Here is a 19,748-nt window from a genome sequence, read left to right as displayed (position 1 = left end):
CAAAAATCGGTGTGTTATGCGCGTCTTCGGTGAAAGCTGGCGCTCGATACTCGCCCACCGAGATGGCTGTCACCAATCAAGGAATTGCCCCCAAAGCCAGTCCGTCGGAGACGCGTCGGGATGTCGCTCAACAGCCATCTCATCCTTCTTCCTGCCGTAGCTTCTAACTAGGTCGAGATAACGCGCAATAAGAACGGCTCCTTCACTCTCGACCTTGGAGTCATAGAACGACCGTTTCGAACTCATGTCAGCAATCTCGTCTGCAGTGTATTCATCGAGTGTGTGCAAAGCGCCCCTGACCACAGCCTCCGCTTCGTAGGGGTGGAGGTTCGTCTTCCGCATCAAGTCCACTTCAAGGCTGACGAGCGTCTGGACGCGCTTCGCTGCCGGCAGTCCACTGACTTGATGAAAGGTGCGGAGGATGAGCCATCGAATGAAGTCGATGCGCCATTCGACTTCACCTGGCATTTCGTGCGGCGAAAGTCGATAGCGTTCCCCTTCGACGTCAACCGTGATGTAAGCGCCGACTCGCGCCATCATCGTTCTCGTGGTAGCAGGGGCGTAGTGAAGGTGCACGGGTCCCATCAGTTCTCCATCAAACGCCTTTGCCGGCCAGTGATATTGAAAAGCTCGCCAACCTAAAAGCCGACCGTTCAGAGCAATGGAACCGGTGACGCCCTGTCGCAGCCTGCTTATGTGCCAAGAAAATCGCGGATTTTCGGTTGACTTTGCACTTAAGCATAATTCTATGCACTTACGCTGTGTACGCAAGGACTTTTTAGCCCGACACTGCTCGCATCACGATAATTTCTAAAATTTGCATGCAGTTGAGCAAGGCTTTCGGCCTAGCGGTTGTCGCGGAACGAAAATTACGGAAAATCACGCAAGCGCAACTTGCGGAGATAGCAGGCCTTCATCCGACCGTTCTGAGCGCCGTTGAAACCGCTTTGAGACCGCCAAAATTCGACACGCTGGAGCGCATTTCTGATGCTCTCGAGGTGCCGCTTTCGCGGCTTTTTAAGCTCGCGGAGGAAACGCGGGAGCGGCACCCAGAGTTGTAGAGCATCCCCAACTTGGCAGAAGCCCGCTTGCTGCTCGACGGTCTCTCCGGGACGTAGCTCACGCGAGCACGAAGCGCCTATGTTCAACGCGCGAAAAGCGGGTGCTCCCGATGCCGCTTCGATAACACGAACGGAAAAGGACCTCCTCGAGGCAGCAGCGGCTCATGTTCTGACCGAGCGCATTAAGGGATAACCTGCCAGCAAGAATTTCGAGGGGCTTTTGGCGGCCGTCTTCTTACGTTCGGTTTGGCGTTGCCCATCCCCGCTCGGCAGCTGCCGAAGGTGAAACCCGTTCAGCGGCAGCTTGATAGGCCGATGTTTAACCTCGCGGTTTCACTGAATCGCCTTCGCAACAAGGAGGACACTGGGCGCGGTCTTCCGTAGGAAGCGTCGGTCACTGATAGCGAGGCGCGGTACGCGATTGAAAGCATGGGCGCGGTCGCGGAGCTTTTTCTCGCAAGGCATGCCGACTACCGCTGATTGCCGGGGTACGGCCGTCTCGTCGTAGCCCATGGAATCGCGGTTAGTAGCGGGGAACGGCTGGCTCGCGAGGTGCTCTGCGCGCTGCAAAATTCCAAAACGGCGCGGCTTGCATTTGTAACGCTCAGGGCGATTCGCCATGACCACAAGGGTTGCGCGCTTGTCATGCTGGCCGAATCTATCAATGCGGCGCGGCACACGTCACGCCAACCATTACTGACCATCGTATACGAGTCATCCGTTTAAGTTCTTTGCCTATACCCAGCACTATCAACAGTCAACGATGGTGCTGCAGGTGTCGTAACGGACGGCCGAGCATATGCCTTCCAAGCACATGCTCAGAGGACATATGAAAAATCGCAATGAAATCAATGAGGTAAAAACATTCCGTTACCACGTTAAGCTGTGCCATAACGAGGACAGCGGCGACGCCTGGCAGCTCATTGGTAATCCAAGTGAGCCAGACTTGCATATCACCTATCAAACCCTTATCGCTTACCGGAAGAGCGGACTCAACGCGAACGCAAACGAATCTGATGCGGCGGACACGCAAGTCTTCCGCAACAATCTGTCGACTTTGCATTCGTTTTTAGCGTTTTGCGGGAAAACCGATGACGCGGTGGTCGGCCGAGAAATGACCACCGCGTACGCTGAGAAGCGCGATTCTTACCTTGAATCCTTGCCCTCATCACTGTCGGAGAGAACCGTAAGCGACAGACGCAGCCATCTTCGAGGTTGGCAACGCTCCGTCGAGGAATTGCTCGCCAAAGCCACGCAGGCAGTTGAATCGAAGGCAGAAAGCAGCTTCCATCAAGTGCTGCGTCGGGCCCTCGCAAACGCTGGGAGTGCACCTAAAACGCTAGCTCGGAAAGCCGGCGCTTCGACCTCTGCAATTGCACGATGGCTCAAAGGCGCATTCCCCAATAGGCGCGCCTACCCCTCGGTACGCCGCATTGAAGAAGCTCTGGGTCTTGAGCGCGACGCCCTAGTGCATCTAATCCCAACGGTCACGCGCGACTTGTCAAAATCGGCGACCTCAATAGCTTTTCGCGAGAGACAAAAGAGAAACGTGCAGAAGCAATACTGGATGCCAGAGGAGGAACTGTCGCCCTTCATTGCCGAGGAATGGGCAAGTCTCTTCCATTACAAAACGTGCCTCAGTCCTGCTCTTGAAAGGGCCAGCAAAGGCAAATGGCGAATGCTGCCTCTCGCAAAAATCGCGTCCGATGTGCCCTCCTACGCGCGTCGAGATAATCGCGGATGCGTGACCGCTGATATTGTGATGAAGCGGCTGCGCTCATTCTTTGGTTATCTCGCGCTTCCTAAGCGGGACGGCGGGTTGGGCCTTCCGAAAGAGCAGGCTCAGTCGCTGGCTTGGTTCGCAGTGCCCCGCGCGATTGATGGCTACCTAAACTTTTTGACGGAACGCGGAGACGGGGCTGTCCATAACGGCCATGGGGGATTCTGCGGAATCGGTGCCAGCTTGACCCACCCCAAAACCGGATTTCTTACCCAGCAGCCAGATTTTGCGACGAGGTTGCCCGGCCAAACTATAAATGGTGAGTGGGTAAGTACCTGTGCCCGAGCGCACCGTCTCTACTCGCAATGGAAATCAGAAGCGAACGACTTGTCGCGTAAGCCCAATGAGCCGATTCAGGGTCTGCTCGTATTGTCGGAACCGCTTGCGCCGCTTTTCCAAGCGATTAAATCACTGGATTATCTCTCTGCGCAATCGCCATCCGGAAGTCTTGAGGAAGCCATTCACAAACGGGACGCGCTCCTGCTGAGTATGCTTATGGCTAATCCTCTGCGCTCGCGGAACTACATTCTGATGAACTGGAACTCTGCAGGAACCGGAAACCTCCATCAACGCGAAGACGGGCGGTGGCGACTACGTTTCGACGCTGACGACTTCAAGACGAGTCCAAATTCTGCCCAGAGAGATTACGATGCTCCGCTTCCATCCTTTCTCGCACCTCGAATCGAGGAGTATGTGATGGAGTATCGGGCTCGACTCGTACGAAAGAATCCAACATGCTCGCTCCTGTTCCCCACAAAAACGGGAACAAAATTCAAGACGATGGGAAATCAGTTGAGAAGGGTCACTCGCCAACACATTCCACAGACGCCAGGATTCGGGGCGCATGCGGTAAGACATTTGGTAGCGACCGATTACCTTCGCAAGCACCCCAACGACTTCCTCACCGTTGCTCAACTTCTGCACGACAAGCTGGAAACGGTGCTGCGAGCCTACGCGCACCTCCGACAGGACGACGCTTTTAATAGGTTGGATGCGCATCTAAACGCCATCGGCTCGGCGCTAAATCACTGAAACACCACTTGGCCATAGGATGTCAGGGCCAACCATCTGACGAATCTGAGAAGTCATTGACAACCAGAAACGGCTAGTTTGGGTATGTGCTCGCTGCCACATCTCATCCTTCCTCCTGTTACCTTCAGCTGCTATCCTGTAGGTGTGTAACAGCCGGAAACGCAAGCTGGTTGGGGCTCTGATAGTAGCCGTCCCGAGTCCCTGATTCGCCACCAGTTTCAAGAAAAAGCCGCTGTCCCACAAGGACAGCGGCTTTTTGCTTTGCACTCACGCGACCGCCTGCCCCGCGTCGCGCTCATGCTTAAATAGCACGTTCGCCTCATCAAACATCAACGTGCCCACCTTCGACCAACTCGCCGCGACCATCCGCGACCGTTTCCCTGAACTGAGCCCGCAATTCCAGGCCGGCGCCGCCTTCCTGCTCGACTATCCCGACGAAGTCGCCGTCCTCTCGATGCGCAAGGTCGCCGAACGCGCGAAGGTCCAGCCCGCCGCGATGGTCCGTCTCTCGCAACAGCTCGGCTTCCCCGGCTGGAACGAGTTGCGCGAAATCTTCGTGAGCCGCGTGCGCACGCGCCCCGAGCCACTGACGACACGCGCCCGCTCGCTAGTCAAAGGCGGCGCCGACACTCATCTGGGCCGCGACCTCGCACAAGCGCAATCGCACAATCTCGAACTCACGCTGGCGCAAAACGCCGACAGCGTGATCGACGCGGCGAAGACCTTGAAGAAAGCGTCGCACGTGCACGTCGCGGGCTTTCGGTCGTGCTATCCCATCGCGTTCGGTCTGCTCTACGGTTATCGCCTGTTCCGCCCATCGGTGAGCCTCGTGAACGGTGAAGCCGGCACGCTCGAAATGCAGCTGCGCGGCATCGAGAAGCGGCATGCCGCAGTCGTCGTCAGCTTCGCGCCGTATTCGGTCGAAGCGGTGCGCGTCGCGCAGGCGGCGATCGAGCGCGGCGCGAAACTCATCGCGCTCACCGACAGCGCCGTGTCGCCCATTGCATTGAACGCGGATCACACGCTGATCTTCGCGCACGAATCGCCGTCGTTCTTTCCGTCGCTCGTCGCGGCATCGGCGCTCGCGGAGATGCTCGTCGCGCAGTTGCTCGCGCTCGAAGGCAAGGACGCGATCGCCAATCTCGAACAGGCCGAAGCCGCGCTCCACTCGCAAGGCGCCTACGCCGCAAACTAGCCGGGCGCGTCGTTCGCAACACCGCGGATAGCACGCTCGCCATTGACAACATATGTTGTTGTGGCGTTAGAATTACGCATCGCGTGTTGTACGCGCATTCGAAGGCAGGCACCATGACCACGGTATTTCATCGCGCGCCGCGCGCCAGGCTTCCCGTCGCCGTACGCGGCGACGGCATCGAGATCGTCGATTCGAACGGCAAACGCTATATCGACGCATGCGGCGGCGCGGCGGTTTCGTGTCTCGGCCATAGCCATCCGCGCGTGATCGAAGCCATTCAGCGCCAGGTGCAGCAGTTGCCCTACGCGCACACGTCCTTCTTCACGACCGAGCCGGCCGAGGAACTCGCCGACCGGCTCATCGAAGCCGCGCCCAACAATCTCGGTCACGTGTATTTCGTGTCGGGCGGATCGGAGGCGATGGAAGCGGCGCTCAAGCTCGGGCGCCAATATTTCGTCGAGAAAGGGCAAGCGGCGCGGCGGCACTTCATCGCGCGTCGACAGAGCTATCACGGCAATACGCTCGGCGCGCTCGCGATCGGCGGCAACGCGTGGCGGCGCGAGCCGTTCCTGCCGATTCTGATCGAAGCGCATCACGTCACGCCGTGCTTCGCGTATCGCGAGCAGCAGGCAGGCGAAACCGACGCTGCGTTCGCGCAACGCCTCGCCGACGAACTCGAAGCGAAGATTCTCGAACTCGGGCCGGAATCGGTGGCGGCGTTCGTCGCGGAAACGGTCGTCGGCGCGACGGCGGGCGCGGTGCCGCCAGTGCGCGAATACTTCCGCAAGATCCGCGCGGTCTGCGACAAGTACGGCGTGCTGCTGATCCTCGACGAAGTGATGTCGGGCATGGGCCGCACCGGCTATCTGTTCGCGTGCGAGGAGGACGGCGTGTCGCCCGACATTCTCGCGATCGCCAAGGGCCTCGGCGCGGGCTATCAGCCGATCGGCGCGACGCTCGTCAGCAACGAGATCTTCGATACGATCGTCGGCGGCTCGGGCTTCTTCCAGCACGGTCATACGTATATCGGTCACGCGACGGCGTGCGCGGCGGCGCTCGAAGTGCAGAAGGTCATCGCCGAAGACAACCTGCTCGACAACGTGAAGGCGCGCGGCGAGCAACTGCGCGCGGCATTGCGCGAGCGTCACGCGAATCATCCGTTCATCGGCGATGTGCGCGGACGTGGCCTCTTCACCGGCGTCGAACTCGTGCAGGATCGCGCCAGCAAGACCCCGTTCGATCCGAAGCACAAGCTGCACGCGCACATCAAGAGCGAAGCGATGAAGCGCGGCCTGATGGTCTATCCGATGGGCGGCACCGTCGATGGCAGAATCGGCGATCACGTGCTTATCGCGCCGCCGTTCATCACGACGAGCGCGCAGATCGAGACGATCGTCGAACGGCTTTCGGACGCCATCGACGGCGCGCTCGGCGTCATCGGCATGAAGACGGCATGAAGGCGGCATGACATGAACAAGAGACTCCCCGACTTCCAGATCGCGACCGCCTCCGACGAACAGAAAGCCGTTCTGCAGGATATCCTGAGCGGTCCGCGCGGCAATCTCAACGGACCGTTCCTCGGCTGGATCTTCAGCCCCGAACTCGCGCAGCACGCGCAAAAGCTCGGCGCGTTCTGCCGCTACGACACCGGTCTGCCGCTGCGCCTGTCCGAACTCGCGATTCTCGTCACGGCGGCGCGCTGGCGCTCGCAGGCGGAATGGCACATCCATCATCCGATCGCGCTCGACGCAGGCCTCTCCGCCGATATCGCCGAAGCGCTGCGCACGAATCGAATCCCGACGTTCGCAGATGCCGACGACAAACTCATCTTCGATTTCGCGACCGAACTCTACGAAGCGAAACGTGTGAGCGACGCGACCTACGACGCCGCCGTTGCGCGTTTCGGGCATGTCGTGGTGGTGAATCTCGTCGGCTTGCTGGGCTATTACGCGCTCGTCGCTATGACGCTCAACACCTTCGGCATGCGCGCCGAAGGGCAAACGGATCTGCCCTTCGCGGAGTAAGCGCAGCGTTACTCGAACGCCTTGTCGTTCGGCTCGGCGTAGAGCTTCTTCATCGTCTCGCTCATCGGGAAATCGAAGTTGATGCTCTTCGGCGGGACGGGCTTCATGAACCACTTGTCGTACATCGCCCTGATTTCGGGGCTTTTCATCGTCTGGCTCATCGCGTCGTCGACGAGCTTCTTGAATTCCGGATCGCCCTTGCGCAACATGAAGCCGTACGCCTCCGACGACTGCGGCGTGCCGACCAGCACCCAGTCGGCGGGCTTCGCGGTCAGCGAGCGCGTACCGGCCAGCAGCACGTCGTCCATCATGTAGGCCACCGCGCGTCCGGTCTCCAGCGTCGAGCGCCCTTCCCCATAGTCCTTCGCGCTGATGATGCTCATGTTCATCTTCTTTTCTTCATTCATCTTGCGCAGGATGCGCTCGGACGTCGTGCCCTGATTCGTCACGACGGTCTTGCCCGCGAGATCGGGAAAGTCCTTGATGCCGGAATCCTTTTTCGTCAGGAGGCGCGTCGTCGCGACGAAGAAGGTATCGGAGAAGGCGACCTGATTCTGCCGCGCCGTGAGATTGGTCGTCACGCCGCATTCCAGGTCGACGGTGCCGTTCTGCACCAGCGATATACGGTTCTGCGACGTCACCGGAATGAAGCGCACGCGTAAATCCGCATGTCCGGTTTTCGCCTTGACCGCGTCGATCACCTTGTTGCACAGATCCTGCGAAAAGCCGATGACGTTGTTGCCCGCATCGACATACGAGAACGGCACCGACGTTTCGCGATGACCGATCGCGATCAGGTTCACGCTCTGGACCTTGGCGAGAGTCGATTGGCCGTCCTGGCCGTAGCTCGCGCCCGTGACCAGCGTTAGCGCAGCAAACGCGGCGGCAGATGCGAAAAGCGGCGTGGATTTCATGGCGTCCTCTGTTCGGGTGGAATGATACATATGTTGCCACTGACAAAATAAATGCAACATATGTATTCACCCTGACGTGGGTTCGCCGGCGCGCGCCGCGACTTTTGCTTACAAATGTCACAGCATTCGCGTCCACCGCGCGCGCCGGGCGGCGTTATAGCTGGCAGGCACCCACAGGAGTCGCTGTCATGAACGCCGTTCCCGAGATTCAAACCAAGCCGTCCCGCATTCATCCGCTCGTCGCGGCTGCCGCCGTGTCGATCATCCTCGCGTGCGGCACCGGCGTAGCGGCAATGACAGGCTTGCTGCCATCGTCCAAAGCCACCGCAACGACGGCCACGGCCACGGCCGCGCCGCTCGTCGAAGCGCAAACAGCCAGGCCCGCGCCCGCCGCGCAGGCTTCGCAGCCGGCGACTACGCAGAGCGCGTCGCTGCCGCGCGCCGTGCGCGGCCATCATCCGACGCCGGTCCATCGGCCCGCGCCCGCGCAGGAAAGCACGTCATACACGCCGAATCCCGCACCCGCCTACGATCCGTACGCAGGCGAGGTGACGGCCGTGAACGCGGTGCAGAGCGCTCAGCCGACGACCGGCATCGGCGCGATCGGCGGCGCGGTGGTCGGCGGACTCGCCGGCACGCAGATCGGCAACGGACGCGGCCGCACGGCGGCGACGATCATCGGCGCGATCGGCGGCGGGCTCGCGGGCAATCAGATCGAACACGTGGTTCACAAGTCGACGACGTATCAGGTGCAGGTCCGCATGAATGACGGCAGCGTGCGCAGCTTCAACTACGAGGCCGCGCCTGGCGTGGCCGTCGGCCAGAAGGTGCATGTCTCGGGCGAAACGCTGACGCCCGCATGAGCCTCGACGCCTCATCGCCTTAAGGCACAGCTAATTTTCCGCTGCGATGATGCGTTGCATGTCAGACGCTAAGAGACCCTCTCCGGGAGCACTGTCGTGAAGAAGAAATCGACGAACATGAAGTCCGGCCGTCCTTCGATGTCGCCGCTATTGCGCGCGTTGACCTATAGCCGCGCGGCGCGCGAACCGATGATCGACGCCATGCTGCTGCAGTGCTACGCGGCGCTCGACGCGTTTCATCGTGGGCACGGTTCGCAGGCGCTCTTCATGACCTTGTGCCGTCATCTGCTGGTCGCTGAAGAGTTGTGCCAGTTCGGCCACGCGCCCGAATGCGAGCACGACATCACGCTCGCGCATGAAGCGCTGGTGGAACTGGATGCGCGTCATTCCGCCGATGCCGCCTGGACGCTCGACGACGATGAACACGCGCGCCTGTGCACCGCGCTCGACGTGTTCGCCGCGCAACTCGAAGACGCGACGCTCGAACACATCGCGCAAGCCGAAGCGCGCATGGTCACGCAATCGCTCGTCGCGGCGAACATGCGCTCGGGCATCGGGCACGCGCAGGCGGTGTCGTCGGCCGGTTGAAAAAAGCGCGCTGCGGATCAGGGCTTTCCCGCAATGGGCTTATCATTCAGCCGATGTGTTTGCGACCGTACATTCATAGGATATGGGGTTGGCAATACTTGTTCCAGCGCACGGGGGGAAGCAGCAAAACGCGCTGAGAGACCGACAAACAGGATGGGCGGCACTCCGCCGGGTCGTGGGTAAAAGCAGCGCGCAACAAAAAAATCAAAGCGCGCCTTTTTGCCAACGATACGGCGAGTCGCAGGCGAAGGATGCCAGCGCTCCGACAAAGAAGCTCAAAAGCCGGCATTTGCCGGCTTTTTCTTTTTGCGACATCCCCGGCATTGCACGTTTCCGGATGCTCGCCACGCCGCGCGCGTAACATGAAGCCGCGCGCGTTGGCGCGCTTCTCACTGTTGCGAGCGGAGACAGACCATGAGCGTCTATCCAAAGGACCGCACGGCTCTGCTGTTCGTGGACCCCTACAACGACTTTCTCGCCGATGGCGGCAAGCTCTGGCCGCGCGTCGCGCACACGCGCAACGCCGCGCATCTGCATGAGAACCTGAAACGCGTCACCTCGGCGGCGCGCGAGCGCGGTTTGCCGGTGTTCATCGTGCCGCATCGTCGCTTCGAGCCGGGCGACATCGATGCGTGGATACATCCATCGCCCTATTTGCAGACAGCGGCGAAATCGCTGATCTTCGGCAAAGGGACCTGGGGCGGCGAATGGTTTCCCGACTTCGCGCCGCAACCCGGTGACACTGTCGTGAAAGAGCACTGGATGAGCAGCGGCTTCGCGAACACCGATCTCGACTTCCTGCTGAAGCAGCGCGGCGTGTCGCATGTGATTCTGATCGGACTCGTGGCGAATACCTGCATCGAGGCGACCGGACGCTTCGCCGCCGAACTCGGCTATCACGTGACGCTCGTGCGCGACGCGACCGCCGCATTCTCCGACGAAGCGCTGCACGCCGCGCATGAAATCAACGCGCGCACCTACGCGCACGCGTTGCTGGCGACAGACGAACTGCTCGCGGCGCTGAACGGCGCCTGAGCCGAAAATCAGCGATAGCTGGCGAATACGTCCCGCGCGCAGTCGACGCACCATCGGCGCGACGCCGCGTCGGCGCTGGCATCCCACACGTGGCCGTACGCGCATTGCCAGCGCAACGGCGTCGCGACGTCCACGAAACGGCGCGACAGCAGCGCGCCGCCCCGCACTTGCGCCAGTTCGCGCAGGCGCTTGGTCTCCAGCTCGCGCCGCTCGGTCGCGCAATTCATGCAGCGCACGTTCTGCGCGACCGCGAGCGTCCTGTCCCAGCGATGCCCCCGGTCACAATCCCAGCGTGAAATCACTTTCTCGCCGGGGTCGCTCAGCGCCTGATCGCGATAGCTCGACGCCTCGTCCATCAGACGAAGGCGCGTGTCGCTGGTAACGGAATCGGTCATCGTTTTCATGCCTGGATGCCTGGGAATCAGCGCTGGCCGCCGCGGATCGATTCGGAACGCGAAGTCGTCACGACGATGCCGTCAGGCCCGAAGTGCGCATTGAACATCGCGTCCTGATTCACGCCGTCTTCGAGCCAGTGCCAGCTCCAGACGCGCTCCTTCTTCAGGCGATATTCCGCGATCTCGGTCGGCTTGCCGAGCAGCCTGCGGACTTCGTCCATCGTCATGCCGGGGCGCACTTTCGCGAAATTCTCGGCGGTCAGCACCTGCGTCGCGGAAACGAAGCGGCCATTCGCGTCGAGATCGACCATGTACGTCGTGGTGCCCGCCGGCCCGCGCGGATACTCCAGCCGCTTGCTGCCGTCCGTGAATGCGCGCTCCGTTTCCGGCTCGCCCATCTGATCGCGGATCTGCGCCTCGGTCGTGACGCCCGGCTGCAGATTCTTGAGCAGCAGATTGTCCGGCTTCACCGCATTGAAAAATGCCTTGAGCTTGTTCAACGCTTCCTCGCTCTGCTGCTGATCGCAGGCGGACAGCAGCGACATCGACGACACCGCGAGCAGCGCGGCCATCACGGTCTTCTTCACCTTCGACTCCCCTTCTCGCGCGCCGGATCAGCCGCCCGCCGCGCCGAGCAACGGCATCGGATCGACTGCGGCGCCGGACTTTCTCACTTCGAAATGCAGCGCCGGCGTGCCGCCCGGCCCGGTACCCATGTCCGCGATGGTGGCGCCCTGCTTCACCGTGTCGCCTTCCTTCACGAGCAGCTTCTCGTTGTAGGCGTAGGCGGTCAGATAGTCGTTGCCGTGCTTGACGATGATCATGCGCCCGTAGGCGCGCAGGCCGCTGCCCGCGTACACCACCTTGCCCGCCGCCGCTGCCTTGACCGGCTGCCCGACCTTGCCTTCGATATCGATGCCCTTGTTGCCGCTCGCGCCGAACTTGTGCACGACTTCGCCATGCGCGGGCCAGGCGAACGTGCCCTTGGGCGCGGTCGCGGCGACCGCGGGTTGACGCTCTTCGCTCGGCGCGGGTTTATCGGCCGCGGGTTTATCGGCCGCGGGCTTGTGCGCCGCCGATTTCTCCGGCGTCGGCAGAAGCGGCGGCTGCGCGGCTTTCGATGCAACGGATGCCGGCGCCGACGCGCCCGGCGGCGTGACACGCAGTACCTGCCCGATGTTCACCTGCCTGCTTTCAGGCAGCGTGTTCCACTTCGCCAGATCGTCGGGCTTCTGCTTGAAGGTGCGCGAAATGCCGTAGAGCGTGTCGCCCGGCTTCACGCGATAGAAGCCCGGCTCGACGGGCGCTGCGGTCGCCGGCCCGAGCGGCACGACCGGCGCGGGCGTCACGCCCGGCGACGTGCTCTGCACGACCGGCGGCGCGCTCAACGCTGAATTCTCGACGATGGGCGCGGGCGTGCGCGGTGTCGACGTACATCCCGCCAGCCCGCCGGCCATCGCCGCCGCGAGCGCCACGCTCGCGATCGCCCCGCGCGAGTTCGTCCCGAAACCTTCCTTGTGCACCACCACCCGCTTTCTCATGCTTGTCGTCTTGAACTATTTCAACGCGCCGGCGCGTATTCGCACGCGCGGCGTCTCTATCACGCGCAAAGGCTGATCGCCACACCGTACACCGCCGTGCCGCCGCATCGGAGGATGCCACAGCCGGTCAGCGACGCCGCGAATGCAAGCGCGATCAACACTGCGGAAATCGCGCGCACCCGCCCATCCAGGTAAATCTCAGATTCTTAAGAAACACGATCCCGCCAGCATAAAACATTACAGAAACAATTTCGCCACAGTGACCTAAACGACACACTTCACGAAACCAAAGCGCAAACCCTTTGGCATTCTAAATTTTTGACGTAAACGGTCGGGTCCATGCGTTGCCTGCCGCCCGGGTCATTCGCGCGCGGCCGCATCGACAATCCTTGACAGTTGACAGCCCCTTCCGACGGCCATTTCCGCTACATTCCCCGCGCCCGGATGCAGGTCTCGCCTGCATCCCGCACCTTCAATTCTGACAGGAGTCTCAGCGTATGCACCTCATGCAACACGGCATCATCCTCAGCCTGATCATCGGCGGCGTGGCAGGCTGGCTTGCCGGCCTCATCATGAACGGCAGCGGCTTCGGTGTGATCGTGGACATCATCGTCGGCATCGTCGGCGGGGTCGTCGGCGGATGGATCTTCGGCACGCTCGGCATTTCGTTCGGCGGCGGGATCCTCGGCACGCTGATCACGGCTGTGATCGGTGCGGTCGTGCTGCTGTTCATCATCCGCCTGTTCCGCCGTTAAGCGCACTCAAGGCGCCCGCGAGACCGTCTCACGGCGATCTCGCGGACTCGATCAAGCTCAGGCCTTCGAATTGCGACGGCTCATCTTCCACAGCGCGCCAAGCGCGATCGGCACGACTGCCGCACCGATCCCCACCAGCACGATCACGTTCAGATACTGCTTGATGAACGGAATATTGCCGAAGAAATAGCCGAGCAATACGAGCAGCAGCACCCAGATCAGCGCGCCCATAATATTGAAGAGCTGAAAGCGCGCGTGACTCATCGCCGATACGCCGGCGACGAACGGCGCGAAGGTCCGCACCACCGGCACGAAGCGCGCGATCACGATAGTCTTGCCGCCGTGCTTCTCATAGAAGTTATGGGTCTTTTGCAGCGCGGCCCGGTCGAGAAAGCGTTCGAGCACGGGAATGTTCGTATCGAAGACTTTCGGCCCGATCGCGCGGCCGATCCAGTAATTCAGCGTGTTGCCCGTGATCGCCGCGACGAGCAGAAGCGCAATCAGCGCGAACAGATCCATCTCGTGCGACGCCGCGAACGCACCGCCGATGAACAGCAGCGAATCGCCCGGTAGGAACGGGAACACGACGAGCCCGGTTTCGCAGAACACGATCAGGAACAACACCGCGTAGACCCAGGCGCCGTAATTCTGGATGAAGACACCGAGCGATTTGTCGATGTGTAGGATGAGTCCCAGGAATTGCAGCAGCGTGTCCAAAAATCTTTCCTCAAAGAATTGAGCCGGCGCCGGAAATCCGGCGCGTCGGCAACGAATGCGGGAGTCGCGTCATGATACCGAAGTGGCGCGTCGCGTCTGTTAAAAAAGCCGTCTTTGGCCGCCATCCGCCAGCACGTTGGCGGGCAAGCGGCGCAAGGTTGCGAATCGTTATAATTTCGCCATGGCCGATCTCAACGAACCTTCCGCCGGCGCCCTGACAGCCGCTTTGACAGTCGATGGCGCGCGCCGTTCGCGCGCCATCGCCCCGCTGCCCGATCAGCTCATCAGCCAGATCGCGGCGGGCGAGGTGGTGGAGCGGCCGGCGTCGGTCGTCAAGGAACTGCTCGAAAACGCCCTCGATGCGGGCGCGACGACCCTGCGCATCACGCTCGACGAAGGCGGCGTGAAACGCATCGTGGTCGCCGACGACGGCTGCGGCATCGCGCCGAACGAACTGCCGCTCGCGCTCATGCGTCACGCGACGAGCAAGATCCGCTCGCTCGCCGATCTCGAAGCCGTCGCGACGCTCGGGTTTCGCGGCGAGGCGATCGCATCGATCGCGTCGGTCGCCGAACTGTTCATCACGAGCCGTACGGAAAGCTGCGCGCACGCAACCCGCATCGACGCGCAAACGGGCGCGCTCTCGCCCGCCGCGGGCACCGTCGGCACGACCATGGAAGTGCGCGAGCTGTACTTCAACACGCCTGCGCGCCGCAAGTTCCTGAAGAGCGAGCAGACCGAGCTCGGCCATTGCCTCGAAGTGATCCGCCGCATGGCGCTCGCGCGGCCGGATGTCGCGATTTCGGTGATGCACAACGGCAAGGCCGTCGAGCACTGGAACGCGAGCGACCCGCAAACGCGCGTCGCGAAGATTCTCGGCGAGGTGTTCGAAACCGCGCATCTGCCGCTCGACGAGCGCGCCGGGCCGCTCGCCGTGTATGGCTGCGCTGGACTGCCGACCGCGAGCCGCGGCCGCGCCGACCAGCAGTATTTCTTCGTGAACGGCCGCTTCGTGCGCGACAAGCTGCTTACGCACGCCGTGCGCGCCGCGTATGAAGACGTGCTGCACGGCAATCGCTATCCGGCGTACGTGCTGTTTCTCGATCTGCCGCCCGAATCGGTCGATGTGAACGTGCATCCGTCGAAGATCGAAGTGCGTTTTCGCGATTCGCGCTCGATTCACCAGTACGTTTTTCACGCCGTGCAGCGCGCGCTCGCGCGGCATGCGGGTGCTTCGCCGGAGACGACTTCGGGCGGGCACGCGGCGCAGTTGCAGCCGACCGGGACTGCGTCGTTCAGTGCGAAGCCTTTCGTCGGCACGCCGGACGCGCTGCATCTGAAAAGCGAGAACGGCACGAACTGGCTGCGCCAATCGCGCATGACGCAGGGCACGCTGCCGGTCGCGCAGCCGCTCGCGCTGTATGACGCGCTGTTCGGCCGCAAGGACACCGGCGCGGGCACGCCGAACGCAGCGACAACCGTCGATACGCCCTATCCAAGCGTGAGCGCGCGGCCATCGGCGCCGGTCGTCGCGAGCGACAGCGCACTCGATCACGCCGACGAGCAGCCGCTCGGCTTCGCCGTCGGCCAGATTCACGGCATTTACGTGCTCGCGCAGAACGCGCGCGGGCTCGTGATCGTCGACATGCACGCCGCGCACGAGCGCATTCTCTACGAGCAGTTCAAGCACGCGATCGCCGATCGCGCGATCGCCGTGCAGCCACTCTTGATTCCCGTGTCGATGACGGCCGATCCGGTCGAGATCGGCGTCGTCGAGGAAGAGCGCGACACGCTCGATGCGCTCGGCTTCGATCTCGCGGTGCTCTCGCCGACATCGATCGCGATTCGCGCCGTGCCCGCGCTGCTGAAAGACGCCGACCTGCAATCGCTCGCGCGCGCGGTGCTCGCGGATCTGCACGCGTATGGCGGATCGCGCGTGCTGACCGAGCGTCAGCACGAATTGCTCGGCACGCTCGCCTGCCACAACGCGGTGCGCGCGAACCGCCGGCTCACGCTCGACGAGATGAACGCGCTGCTGCGCCAGATGGAAGCGACCGAGCGCGCCGATCAATGCAATCATGGCCGGCCGACGTGGTATCAGCTCACGCTCGCCGATCTCGACCGCCTTTTCATGCGCGGACAATGAGCGATACCGCTTTGCCTGTGGCCTGTCTGCTCGGGCCGACGGCGTCCGGCAAGACGGCGGCGGCGCTCGCATTCGCGGCGCGACATCCGGTCGAAATCGTCAGTGTGGATTCGGCGCTCGTCTATCGCGAGATGGATATCGGCACGGCCAAGCCGAACGCGGAGGAACGCGCGGCGGCGGTCCATCATCTGATCGACATCATCGATCCTGCCGAGACGTATTCGGCCGCGCAGTTTCGCGCGGATGCGCTGCGGATCGTCGGCGAGATCATCGCGCGCGGGAACGTGCCGTTGCTCGTCGGCGGGACGATGCTGTACTACAAGGCGCTGACGCAAGGCCTGAACGACCTGCCCGGCGCGGATGCCGACCTGCGCGCCACGCTCGATGCCGACGCCGCCCGTGACGGCTGGCCCGCGCTGCACGCGCGGCTCGCGGCGATCGATCCGCAGACCGCCGCGCGGCTTGCGCCCAATGATTCGCAGCGCATCCAGCGCGCGCTCGAAGTCTTCATGCTGAGCGGACAGCCGATGTCCGCGCTGCTCGCCGCGCCGCGCGTTCAGGACACGGATGCGCCGTATCGCTTCGTGCCGATCGCGCTGGAGCCGTCGGATCGCGCGGTTCTGCATGCGCGCATCGCGGCACGCTTCGATGCGATGCTCGCGCATGGTTTCATCGACGAAGTGAAGCGGCTGCGCGCGCGCGGCGATCTGGATGTGGCGATGCCGTCGATGCGCTGCGTCGGTTATCGGCAGGCGTGGGAATACCTCGATGGCGCGACGGGCTACGACGAGATGCGCGACAAGGGCATCTTTGCGACGCGGCAGCTGTGCAAGCGGCAGTTGACGTGGTTGCGGGCGATGCCGGAGCGCGTCGTGGTGGATTGTTGCGCGGGGGATGCGACGGAGCGGGCTTTGGGAGCCATGGAACGCGTGGCGCTTTGACAAGTTGCCAATTCGGAACGACAGTCATACTATAAAGAATAGTTTCAACTAACGCCGATTTTTGGTTCTATTCTTTATGCCCCGCCGCGCCACTGCCGCCGACATGCTGCCAAGGCCCGCGTCTCGCGCACTCGAGGCGCTGGGAACAAACCTGCGCATCGCTCGCAAACGCCGCCGCGAATCACTCGCGACGTTCGCCGAGCGCATGCAGGTTTCCGTGCCGACGCTCCAGAAGATGGAGAAAGGCGATCCCACGGTATCGATGGGCGTCTATGCATCCGCGCTCTGGCTGATTGGCCGGGTGCATTTGCTTGCCACCATCGCTGATCCGGCTGCAGACGAAACCGCGTTGATGCTGGAGCTCCACAATCTCGCGGGCAAGAAGAGCGGCCCATGAACGACGAACTCTTCGTATGGATTTATCCACCCGGCGCGCTTGCGCCTCGTTTGTGCGGCGCACTTCGGTTGATTGGCGGTCGCCGTTGTCTCTTCGCCTACACGACAGACTGGCTGAACGACGCGCATGCGTTTGCTCTCTCGCCGGACCTGCCGCTTCGCCCCGGTACGTTCGACCCTCCGCCAGGATTGGAATTACATCCGGTCTTCGAGGATGCCGGACCCGACCGTTGGGGCCGACAAGTCATCGATACGGTGTTTCGGCCAAGGCGCCGCGCACCGATCGATTACCTCGCGCTTGCTGGCGAAAACAGGATTGGCGCGCTCGGCTTCTCCTGGACCAGCAACGCTTACGAAACGCCGCCCGATCAGGCGTTTCATGTCGCCGATCTGCAAGCCCTAGCAGAAGCGGCGCATGCCATCGAAGTCCACGCACCCATCGACGAGCGTCTGCGTCGGCTGCTGCAACCCGGGCGCAGCGTGGGCGGCGCGCGTCCGAAGGCGATCGTCGAGGATGACGGCCGCTACTGGATCGCGAAGTTTCCCGCCGAAGGCGACGAAATCGATGTAAGCGCCGTCGAATATGCTTCGCTGCGTCTGGCGAAGGAATGCGGCATCGATGTGCCGGAAACGCGCCTCGTGTCGATTCGCGGAAAGAACGTTCTGCTTATCGAGCGTTTCGACCGGGACATGAATGGCAGCCGGCATCATCTCGCCAGCGGGAGGACGATGCTGATCGCAGAAGGTATCGATATCAGCAGGGCGTCTTACGGCGACCTCGCCGAAATCGCACGGCGCTATTCACCCGCGTCGCGAGCGGACAGCCGTCAGCTCTTTCAGCGCATGGTGTTCAACGTTTTGATGGAAAACACCGACGACCACGAGAAGAATCACGCTTTTCTGAATCGCGACGGCAACTGGAAACTCTCGCCCGCCTACGATCTTCAGCCGCAACTTCAGGCCATCGGATATCAGCAACTCATTGTGGGGGATGACGCTCAGACGCCGACTATCGCCAATGCGCTTTCCCATGCGGGCCGTTTCATGCTGACGCAGGCCGAAGCGCGCGACGAGGTCAATCGCTTGCTCGATGTGCTGACGCTTTGGCCAGCGTCATTCGAAGCCTCAGGCGTGAGCGGGCGCGATATCGATTTGTGTCGTCGATTCGTGCTGGTCGAGCGTGAAAGGGAGGATTGGCGAAATCCCAAAAACTAAAAACCCTCGCACTCGGCGAGGGTTCTCGTCAGCGCAACCGTCGATCTCAAACCACCACCGTCTGCGCCTCCCCTTCCTTGCTTTCACGCACGACACCAATCTTCCAAACCTGCTCACCCGCACCCGACAGCAGCCCGATAGCCGCATCGGCATCTTCCGCCGCGACGATCACCGCCATCCCGATACCGCAGTTGAACACGCGATGCATCTCCGCATCCGCGACGCCGCCGTGCTTCTGCAGCCACGCAAACAGCGGCGGCAGCGGCCACGCGCGATGATCCAGCTCGGCCGTCAGCCCTTCGCGCAGCACACGCGGAATGTTCTCGACCAGACCGCCGCCCGTGATATGCGCCATGCCCTTCACCGTCACGCTCTGCATCGCCGAAAGCAGCGGTTTCACGTAGATACGCGTGGGCGCCATCAGCGCGTCGGCGAGCGAGCGGCCGTCGAAATCGGCGTTCAGATCCGGATTCGCGCGCTCGATGATCTTGCGCACCAGCGAATAGCCGTTCGAATGGATACCGCTCGAAGCCAGCCCGAGCACCACATCGCCCGGCTTGATCGTGCTGCCGTCGATGATCTTGCTTTTTTCCACCGCGCCGACCGCGAAGCCCGCGAGATCGTACTCGCCGTCCGGGTACATGCCCGGCATTTCCGCCGTCTCACCGCCGATCAGCGCGCAGCCCGACAGTTCGCAACCCGTCGCGATGCCCTTCACGACGTCCGCCGCCGTGTCGACGTCCAGCTTGCCGCACGCGAAGTAATCGAGGAAAAAGAGCGGCTCGGCGCCCTGCACGAGGATGTCGTTCACGCTCATCGCGACGAGATCCTGACCGACCGTGTCATGCCGGTTCAGCGTGAACGCGAGGCGCAGCTTGGTGCCGACGCCATCCGTGCCCGACACCAGCACCGGCTCCTTGTATTTCTTCGGCACTTCGAAGAGCGCGCCGAATCCGCCGATGCCGCCCAGCACGCCGTCGCGCATCGTCTTCTTGGCAAACGGCTTGATCCGGTCGACGAGCGCGTCGCCTGCGTCGATGTCCACGCCCGCGTCGCGATACGACAAACCTTGGGCGTCTGGAGCGGATTTCGGTTGATTCATGGGGAGGGAAGCAAGAAGGTCGGTAAAATGCGATTTTACCCGATGATG

The 19,748-nt window shown here is 62.2% G+C and carries 21 protein-coding genes; 14 read left to right on the top strand and 7 right to left on the bottom strand.

The window, feature by feature from the left end:
• Window positions 1–69: 69 nt before the first annotated feature.
• Window positions 70–540: a hypothetical protein gene (locus tag NK8_RS02235; RefSeq protein ID WP_213227122.1), complete on the bottom strand. Its 471-nt coding sequence runs from the start codon at window positions 538–540 to the stop codon at window positions 70–72.
• A 281-nt stretch (window positions 541–821) separates the two neighbouring features.
• Between NK8_RS02235 and NK8_RS02230 the strand changes: the two genes are divergently transcribed.
• The 5 genes from NK8_RS02230 to NK8_RS02210 all read left to right on the top strand — a co-directional run bounded on the left by NK8_RS02230 (window position 822) and on the right by NK8_RS02210 (window position 7,092).
• The gene (locus tag NK8_RS02230; protein WP_213227120.1) at window positions 822–1,061 is read left to right on the top strand and encodes a helix-turn-helix domain-containing protein; all 240 of its coding nucleotides are present in this window, start codon (window positions 822–824) and stop codon (window positions 1,059–1,061) included.
• Window positions 1,062–1,890: 829 nt separating this feature from the next.
• Window positions 1,891–3,873 (top strand): hypothetical protein, encoded by a 1,983-nt coding sequence (locus NK8_RS02225; protein ID WP_213227118.1) that lies wholly within the window; start codon window positions 1,891–1,893, stop codon window positions 3,871–3,873.
• A gap of 334 nt (window positions 3,874–4,207) precedes the next feature.
• On the top strand, window positions 4,208–5,068 hold the full coding sequence (locus NK8_RS02220; RefSeq protein WP_213227116.1) for a MurR/RpiR family transcriptional regulator: 861 nt from the start codon (window positions 4,208–4,210) through the stop codon (window positions 5,066–5,068).
• A 113-nt stretch (window positions 5,069–5,181) separates the two neighbouring features.
• Window positions 5,182–6,525 carry an aspartate aminotransferase family protein gene (locus tag NK8_RS02215; RefSeq protein ID WP_213227114.1) on the top strand — a complete coding sequence of 448 codons (1,344 nt, stop codon included), beginning with the start codon at window positions 5,182–5,184 and terminating at the stop codon, window positions 6,523–6,525.
• Window positions 6,526–6,537: 12 nt separating this feature from the next.
• Complete coding sequence (locus NK8_RS02210) at window positions 6,538–7,092, top strand: carboxymuconolactone decarboxylase family protein (RefSeq protein WP_213227112.1); 555 nt, start codon at window positions 6,538–6,540, stop codon at window positions 7,090–7,092.
• An 8-nt stretch (window positions 7,093–7,100) separates the two neighbouring features.
• Here NK8_RS02210 and NK8_RS02205 read toward each other — a convergent pair whose 3' ends face one another.
• Entirely contained in the window at window positions 7,101–8,006 is a 906-nt protein-coding gene (locus NK8_RS02205) for a glutamate/aspartate ABC transporter substrate-binding protein (RefSeq protein WP_213227110.1), read from the bottom strand.
• Between the two features lie 188 nt (window positions 8,007–8,194).
• Here NK8_RS02205 and NK8_RS02200 point away from each other — a divergent pair, with 188 nt between their 5' ends.
• The 4 genes from NK8_RS02200 to NK8_RS02185 all read left to right on the top strand — a co-directional run bounded on the left by NK8_RS02200 (window position 8,195) and on the right by NK8_RS02185 (window position 10,492).
• Window positions 8,195–8,869: a glycine zipper 2TM domain-containing protein gene (locus NK8_RS02200; protein WP_213227108.1), complete on the top strand. Its 675-nt coding sequence runs from the start codon at window positions 8,195–8,197 to the stop codon at window positions 8,867–8,869.
• A 96-nt stretch (window positions 8,870–8,965) separates the two neighbouring features.
• Complete coding sequence (locus NK8_RS02195; RefSeq protein ID WP_162064943.1) at window positions 8,966–9,457, top strand: hypothetical protein; 492 nt, start codon at window positions 8,966–8,968, stop codon at window positions 9,455–9,457.
• Between the two features lie 88 nt (window positions 9,458–9,545).
• Window positions 9,546–9,818, top strand: a complete 273-nt coding sequence (locus NK8_RS02190) for a hypothetical protein (RefSeq protein ID WP_213227106.1) — start codon at window positions 9,546–9,548, stop codon at window positions 9,816–9,818.
• Between the two features lie 53 nt (window positions 9,819–9,871).
• Window positions 9,872–10,492, top strand: a complete 621-nt coding sequence (locus NK8_RS02185; protein ID WP_213227104.1) for an isochorismatase family cysteine hydrolase — start codon at window positions 9,872–9,874, stop codon at window positions 10,490–10,492.
• Between the two features lie 8 nt (window positions 10,493–10,500).
• Here NK8_RS02185 and NK8_RS02180 read toward each other — a convergent pair whose 3' ends face one another.
• From NK8_RS02180 to NK8_RS02170, 3 genes are all read right to left on the bottom strand, one after another.
• Complete coding sequence (locus NK8_RS02180) at window positions 10,501–10,896, bottom strand: hypothetical protein (protein WP_213227102.1); 396 nt, start codon at window positions 10,894–10,896, stop codon at window positions 10,501–10,503.
• 17 nt (window positions 10,897–10,913) lie between these two features.
• Window positions 10,914–11,432, bottom strand: coding sequence for an outer membrane protein assembly factor BamE (bamE, locus tag NK8_RS02175; RefSeq protein ID WP_162066749.1), 519 nt, complete (start codon window positions 11,430–11,432; stop codon window positions 10,914–10,916).
• Window positions 11,433–11,501: 69 nt separating this feature from the next.
• A complete protein-coding gene (locus NK8_RS02170) occupies window positions 11,502–12,428 on the bottom strand; it encodes a peptidoglycan DD-metalloendopeptidase family protein (RefSeq protein ID WP_213227100.1) in 927 nt (308 codons plus the stop codon).
• 506 nt (window positions 12,429–12,934) lie between these two features.
• Here NK8_RS02170 and NK8_RS02165 point away from each other — a divergent pair.
• Entirely contained in the window at window positions 12,935–13,183 is a 249-nt protein-coding gene (locus tag NK8_RS02165; protein WP_213228449.1) for a GlsB/YeaQ/YmgE family stress response membrane protein, read from the top strand.
• A gap of 57 nt (window positions 13,184–13,240) precedes the next feature.
• Here the strand turns inward: NK8_RS02165 and NK8_RS02160 are convergent, their stop codons facing one another.
• On the bottom strand, window positions 13,241–13,900 hold the full coding sequence (locus NK8_RS02160; RefSeq protein ID WP_162064939.1) for a DedA family protein: 660 nt from the start codon (window positions 13,898–13,900) through the stop codon (window positions 13,241–13,243).
• 181 nt (window positions 13,901–14,081) lie between these two features.
• Here NK8_RS02160 and mutL point away from each other — a divergent pair, with 181 nt between their 5' ends.
• The 4 genes from mutL (at window position 14,082) to NK8_RS02140 (ending at window position 18,598) form a co-directional block, all read left to right on the top strand.
• Window positions 14,082–16,046, top strand: coding sequence for a DNA mismatch repair endonuclease MutL (mutL, locus tag NK8_RS02155; RefSeq protein ID WP_213227098.1), 1,965 nt, complete (start codon window positions 14,082–14,084; stop codon window positions 16,044–16,046).
• Window positions 16,043–16,987, top strand: coding sequence for a tRNA (adenosine(37)-N6)-dimethylallyltransferase MiaA (miaA, locus tag NK8_RS02150; RefSeq protein ID WP_213227096.1), 945 nt, complete (start codon window positions 16,043–16,045; stop codon window positions 16,985–16,987). The genes mutL and miaA overlap by 4 nt, the downstream gene beginning before the upstream one ends.
• 76 nt (window positions 16,988–17,063) lie before the next feature.
• Window positions 17,064–17,384 carry a helix-turn-helix domain-containing protein gene (locus NK8_RS02145; protein ID WP_225936188.1) on the top strand — a complete coding sequence of 107 codons (321 nt, stop codon included), beginning with the start codon at window positions 17,064–17,066 and terminating at the stop codon, window positions 17,382–17,384.
• Entirely contained in the window at window positions 17,381–18,598 is a 1,218-nt protein-coding gene (locus NK8_RS02140) for a type II toxin-antitoxin system HipA family toxin (RefSeq protein ID WP_213227093.1), read from the top strand. Before NK8_RS02145 ends, NK8_RS02140 begins: the two co-directional genes overlap by 4 nt.
• Window positions 18,599–18,644: 46 nt before the next feature.
• Here the strand turns inward: NK8_RS02140 and purM are convergent, their stop codons facing one another.
• Window positions 18,645–19,700 (bottom strand): phosphoribosylformylglycinamidine cyclo-ligase, encoded by a 1,056-nt coding sequence (gene purM, locus NK8_RS02135; RefSeq protein WP_061172870.1) that lies wholly within the window; start codon window positions 19,698–19,700, stop codon window positions 18,645–18,647.
• Window positions 19,701–19,748: the final 48 nt, after the last annotated feature.

This window comes from Caballeronia sp. NK8 (assembly GCF_018408855.1).
Classification (GTDB): domain Bacteria; phylum Pseudomonadota; class Gammaproteobacteria; order Burkholderiales; family Burkholderiaceae; genus Caballeronia.
This window is presented reverse-complemented; position numbering and strand designations above follow the sequence as displayed.

Excerpts from the sequence above, each read along its gene's own strand:
- NK8_RS02235 (WP_213227122.1), bottom strand. The coding sequence starts at position 540 with ATGATGGCGCGAGTCGGCGCTTACATCACGGTTGACGTCGAAGGGGAA.
- NK8_RS02230 (WP_213227120.1), top strand. The coding sequence starts at position 822 with ATGCAGTTGAGCAAGGCTTTCGGCCTAGCGGTTGTCGCGGAACGAAAA.
- NK8_RS02225 (WP_213227118.1), top strand. The coding sequence starts at position 1,891 with ATGAAAAATCGCAATGAAATCAATGAGGTAAAAACATTCCGTTACCAC.
- NK8_RS02215 (WP_213227114.1), top strand. The coding sequence starts at position 5,182 with ATGACCACGGTATTTCATCGCGCGCCGCGCGCCAGGCTTCCCGTCGCC.
- NK8_RS02210 (WP_213227112.1), top strand. The coding sequence starts at position 6,538 with ATGAACAAGAGACTCCCCGACTTCCAGATCGCGACCGCCTCCGACGAA.
- NK8_RS02205 (WP_213227110.1), bottom strand. The coding sequence starts at position 8,006 with ATGAAATCCACGCCGCTTTTCGCATCTGCCGCCGCGTTTGCTGCGCTA.
- NK8_RS02200 (WP_213227108.1), top strand. The coding sequence starts at position 8,195 with ATGAACGCCGTTCCCGAGATTCAAACCAAGCCGTCCCGCATTCATCCG.
- NK8_RS02185 (WP_213227104.1), top strand. The coding sequence starts at position 9,872 with ATGAGCGTCTATCCAAAGGACCGCACGGCTCTGCTGTTCGTGGACCCC.
- NK8_RS02180 (WP_213227102.1), bottom strand. The coding sequence starts at position 10,896 with ATGAAAACGATGACCGATTCCGTTACCAGCGACACGCGCCTTCGTCTG.
- bamE (WP_162066749.1), bottom strand. The coding sequence starts at position 11,432 with ATGTCGCTGCTGTCCGCCTGCGATCAGCAGCAGAGCGAGGAAGCGTTG.
- NK8_RS02170 (WP_213227100.1), bottom strand. The coding sequence starts at position 12,428 with ATGAGAAAGCGGGTGGTGGTGCACAAGGAAGGTTTCGGGACGAACTCG.
- NK8_RS02165 (WP_213228449.1), top strand. The coding sequence starts at position 12,935 with ATGCAACACGGCATCATCCTCAGCCTGATCATCGGCGGCGTGGCAGGC.
- mutL (WP_213227098.1), top strand. The coding sequence starts at position 14,082 with ATGGCCGATCTCAACGAACCTTCCGCCGGCGCCCTGACAGCCGCTTTG.
- miaA (WP_213227096.1), top strand. The coding sequence starts at position 16,043 with ATGAGCGATACCGCTTTGCCTGTGGCCTGTCTGCTCGGGCCGACGGCG.
- NK8_RS02145 (WP_225936188.1), top strand. The coding sequence starts at position 17,064 with ATGCCCCGCCGCGCCACTGCCGCCGACATGCTGCCAAGGCCCGCGTCT.
- NK8_RS02140 (WP_213227093.1), top strand. The coding sequence starts at position 17,381 with ATGAACGACGAACTCTTCGTATGGATTTATCCACCCGGCGCGCTTGCG.
- purM (WP_061172870.1), bottom strand. The coding sequence starts at position 19,700 with ATGAATCAACCGAAATCCGCTCCAGACGCCCAAGGTTTGTCGTATCGC.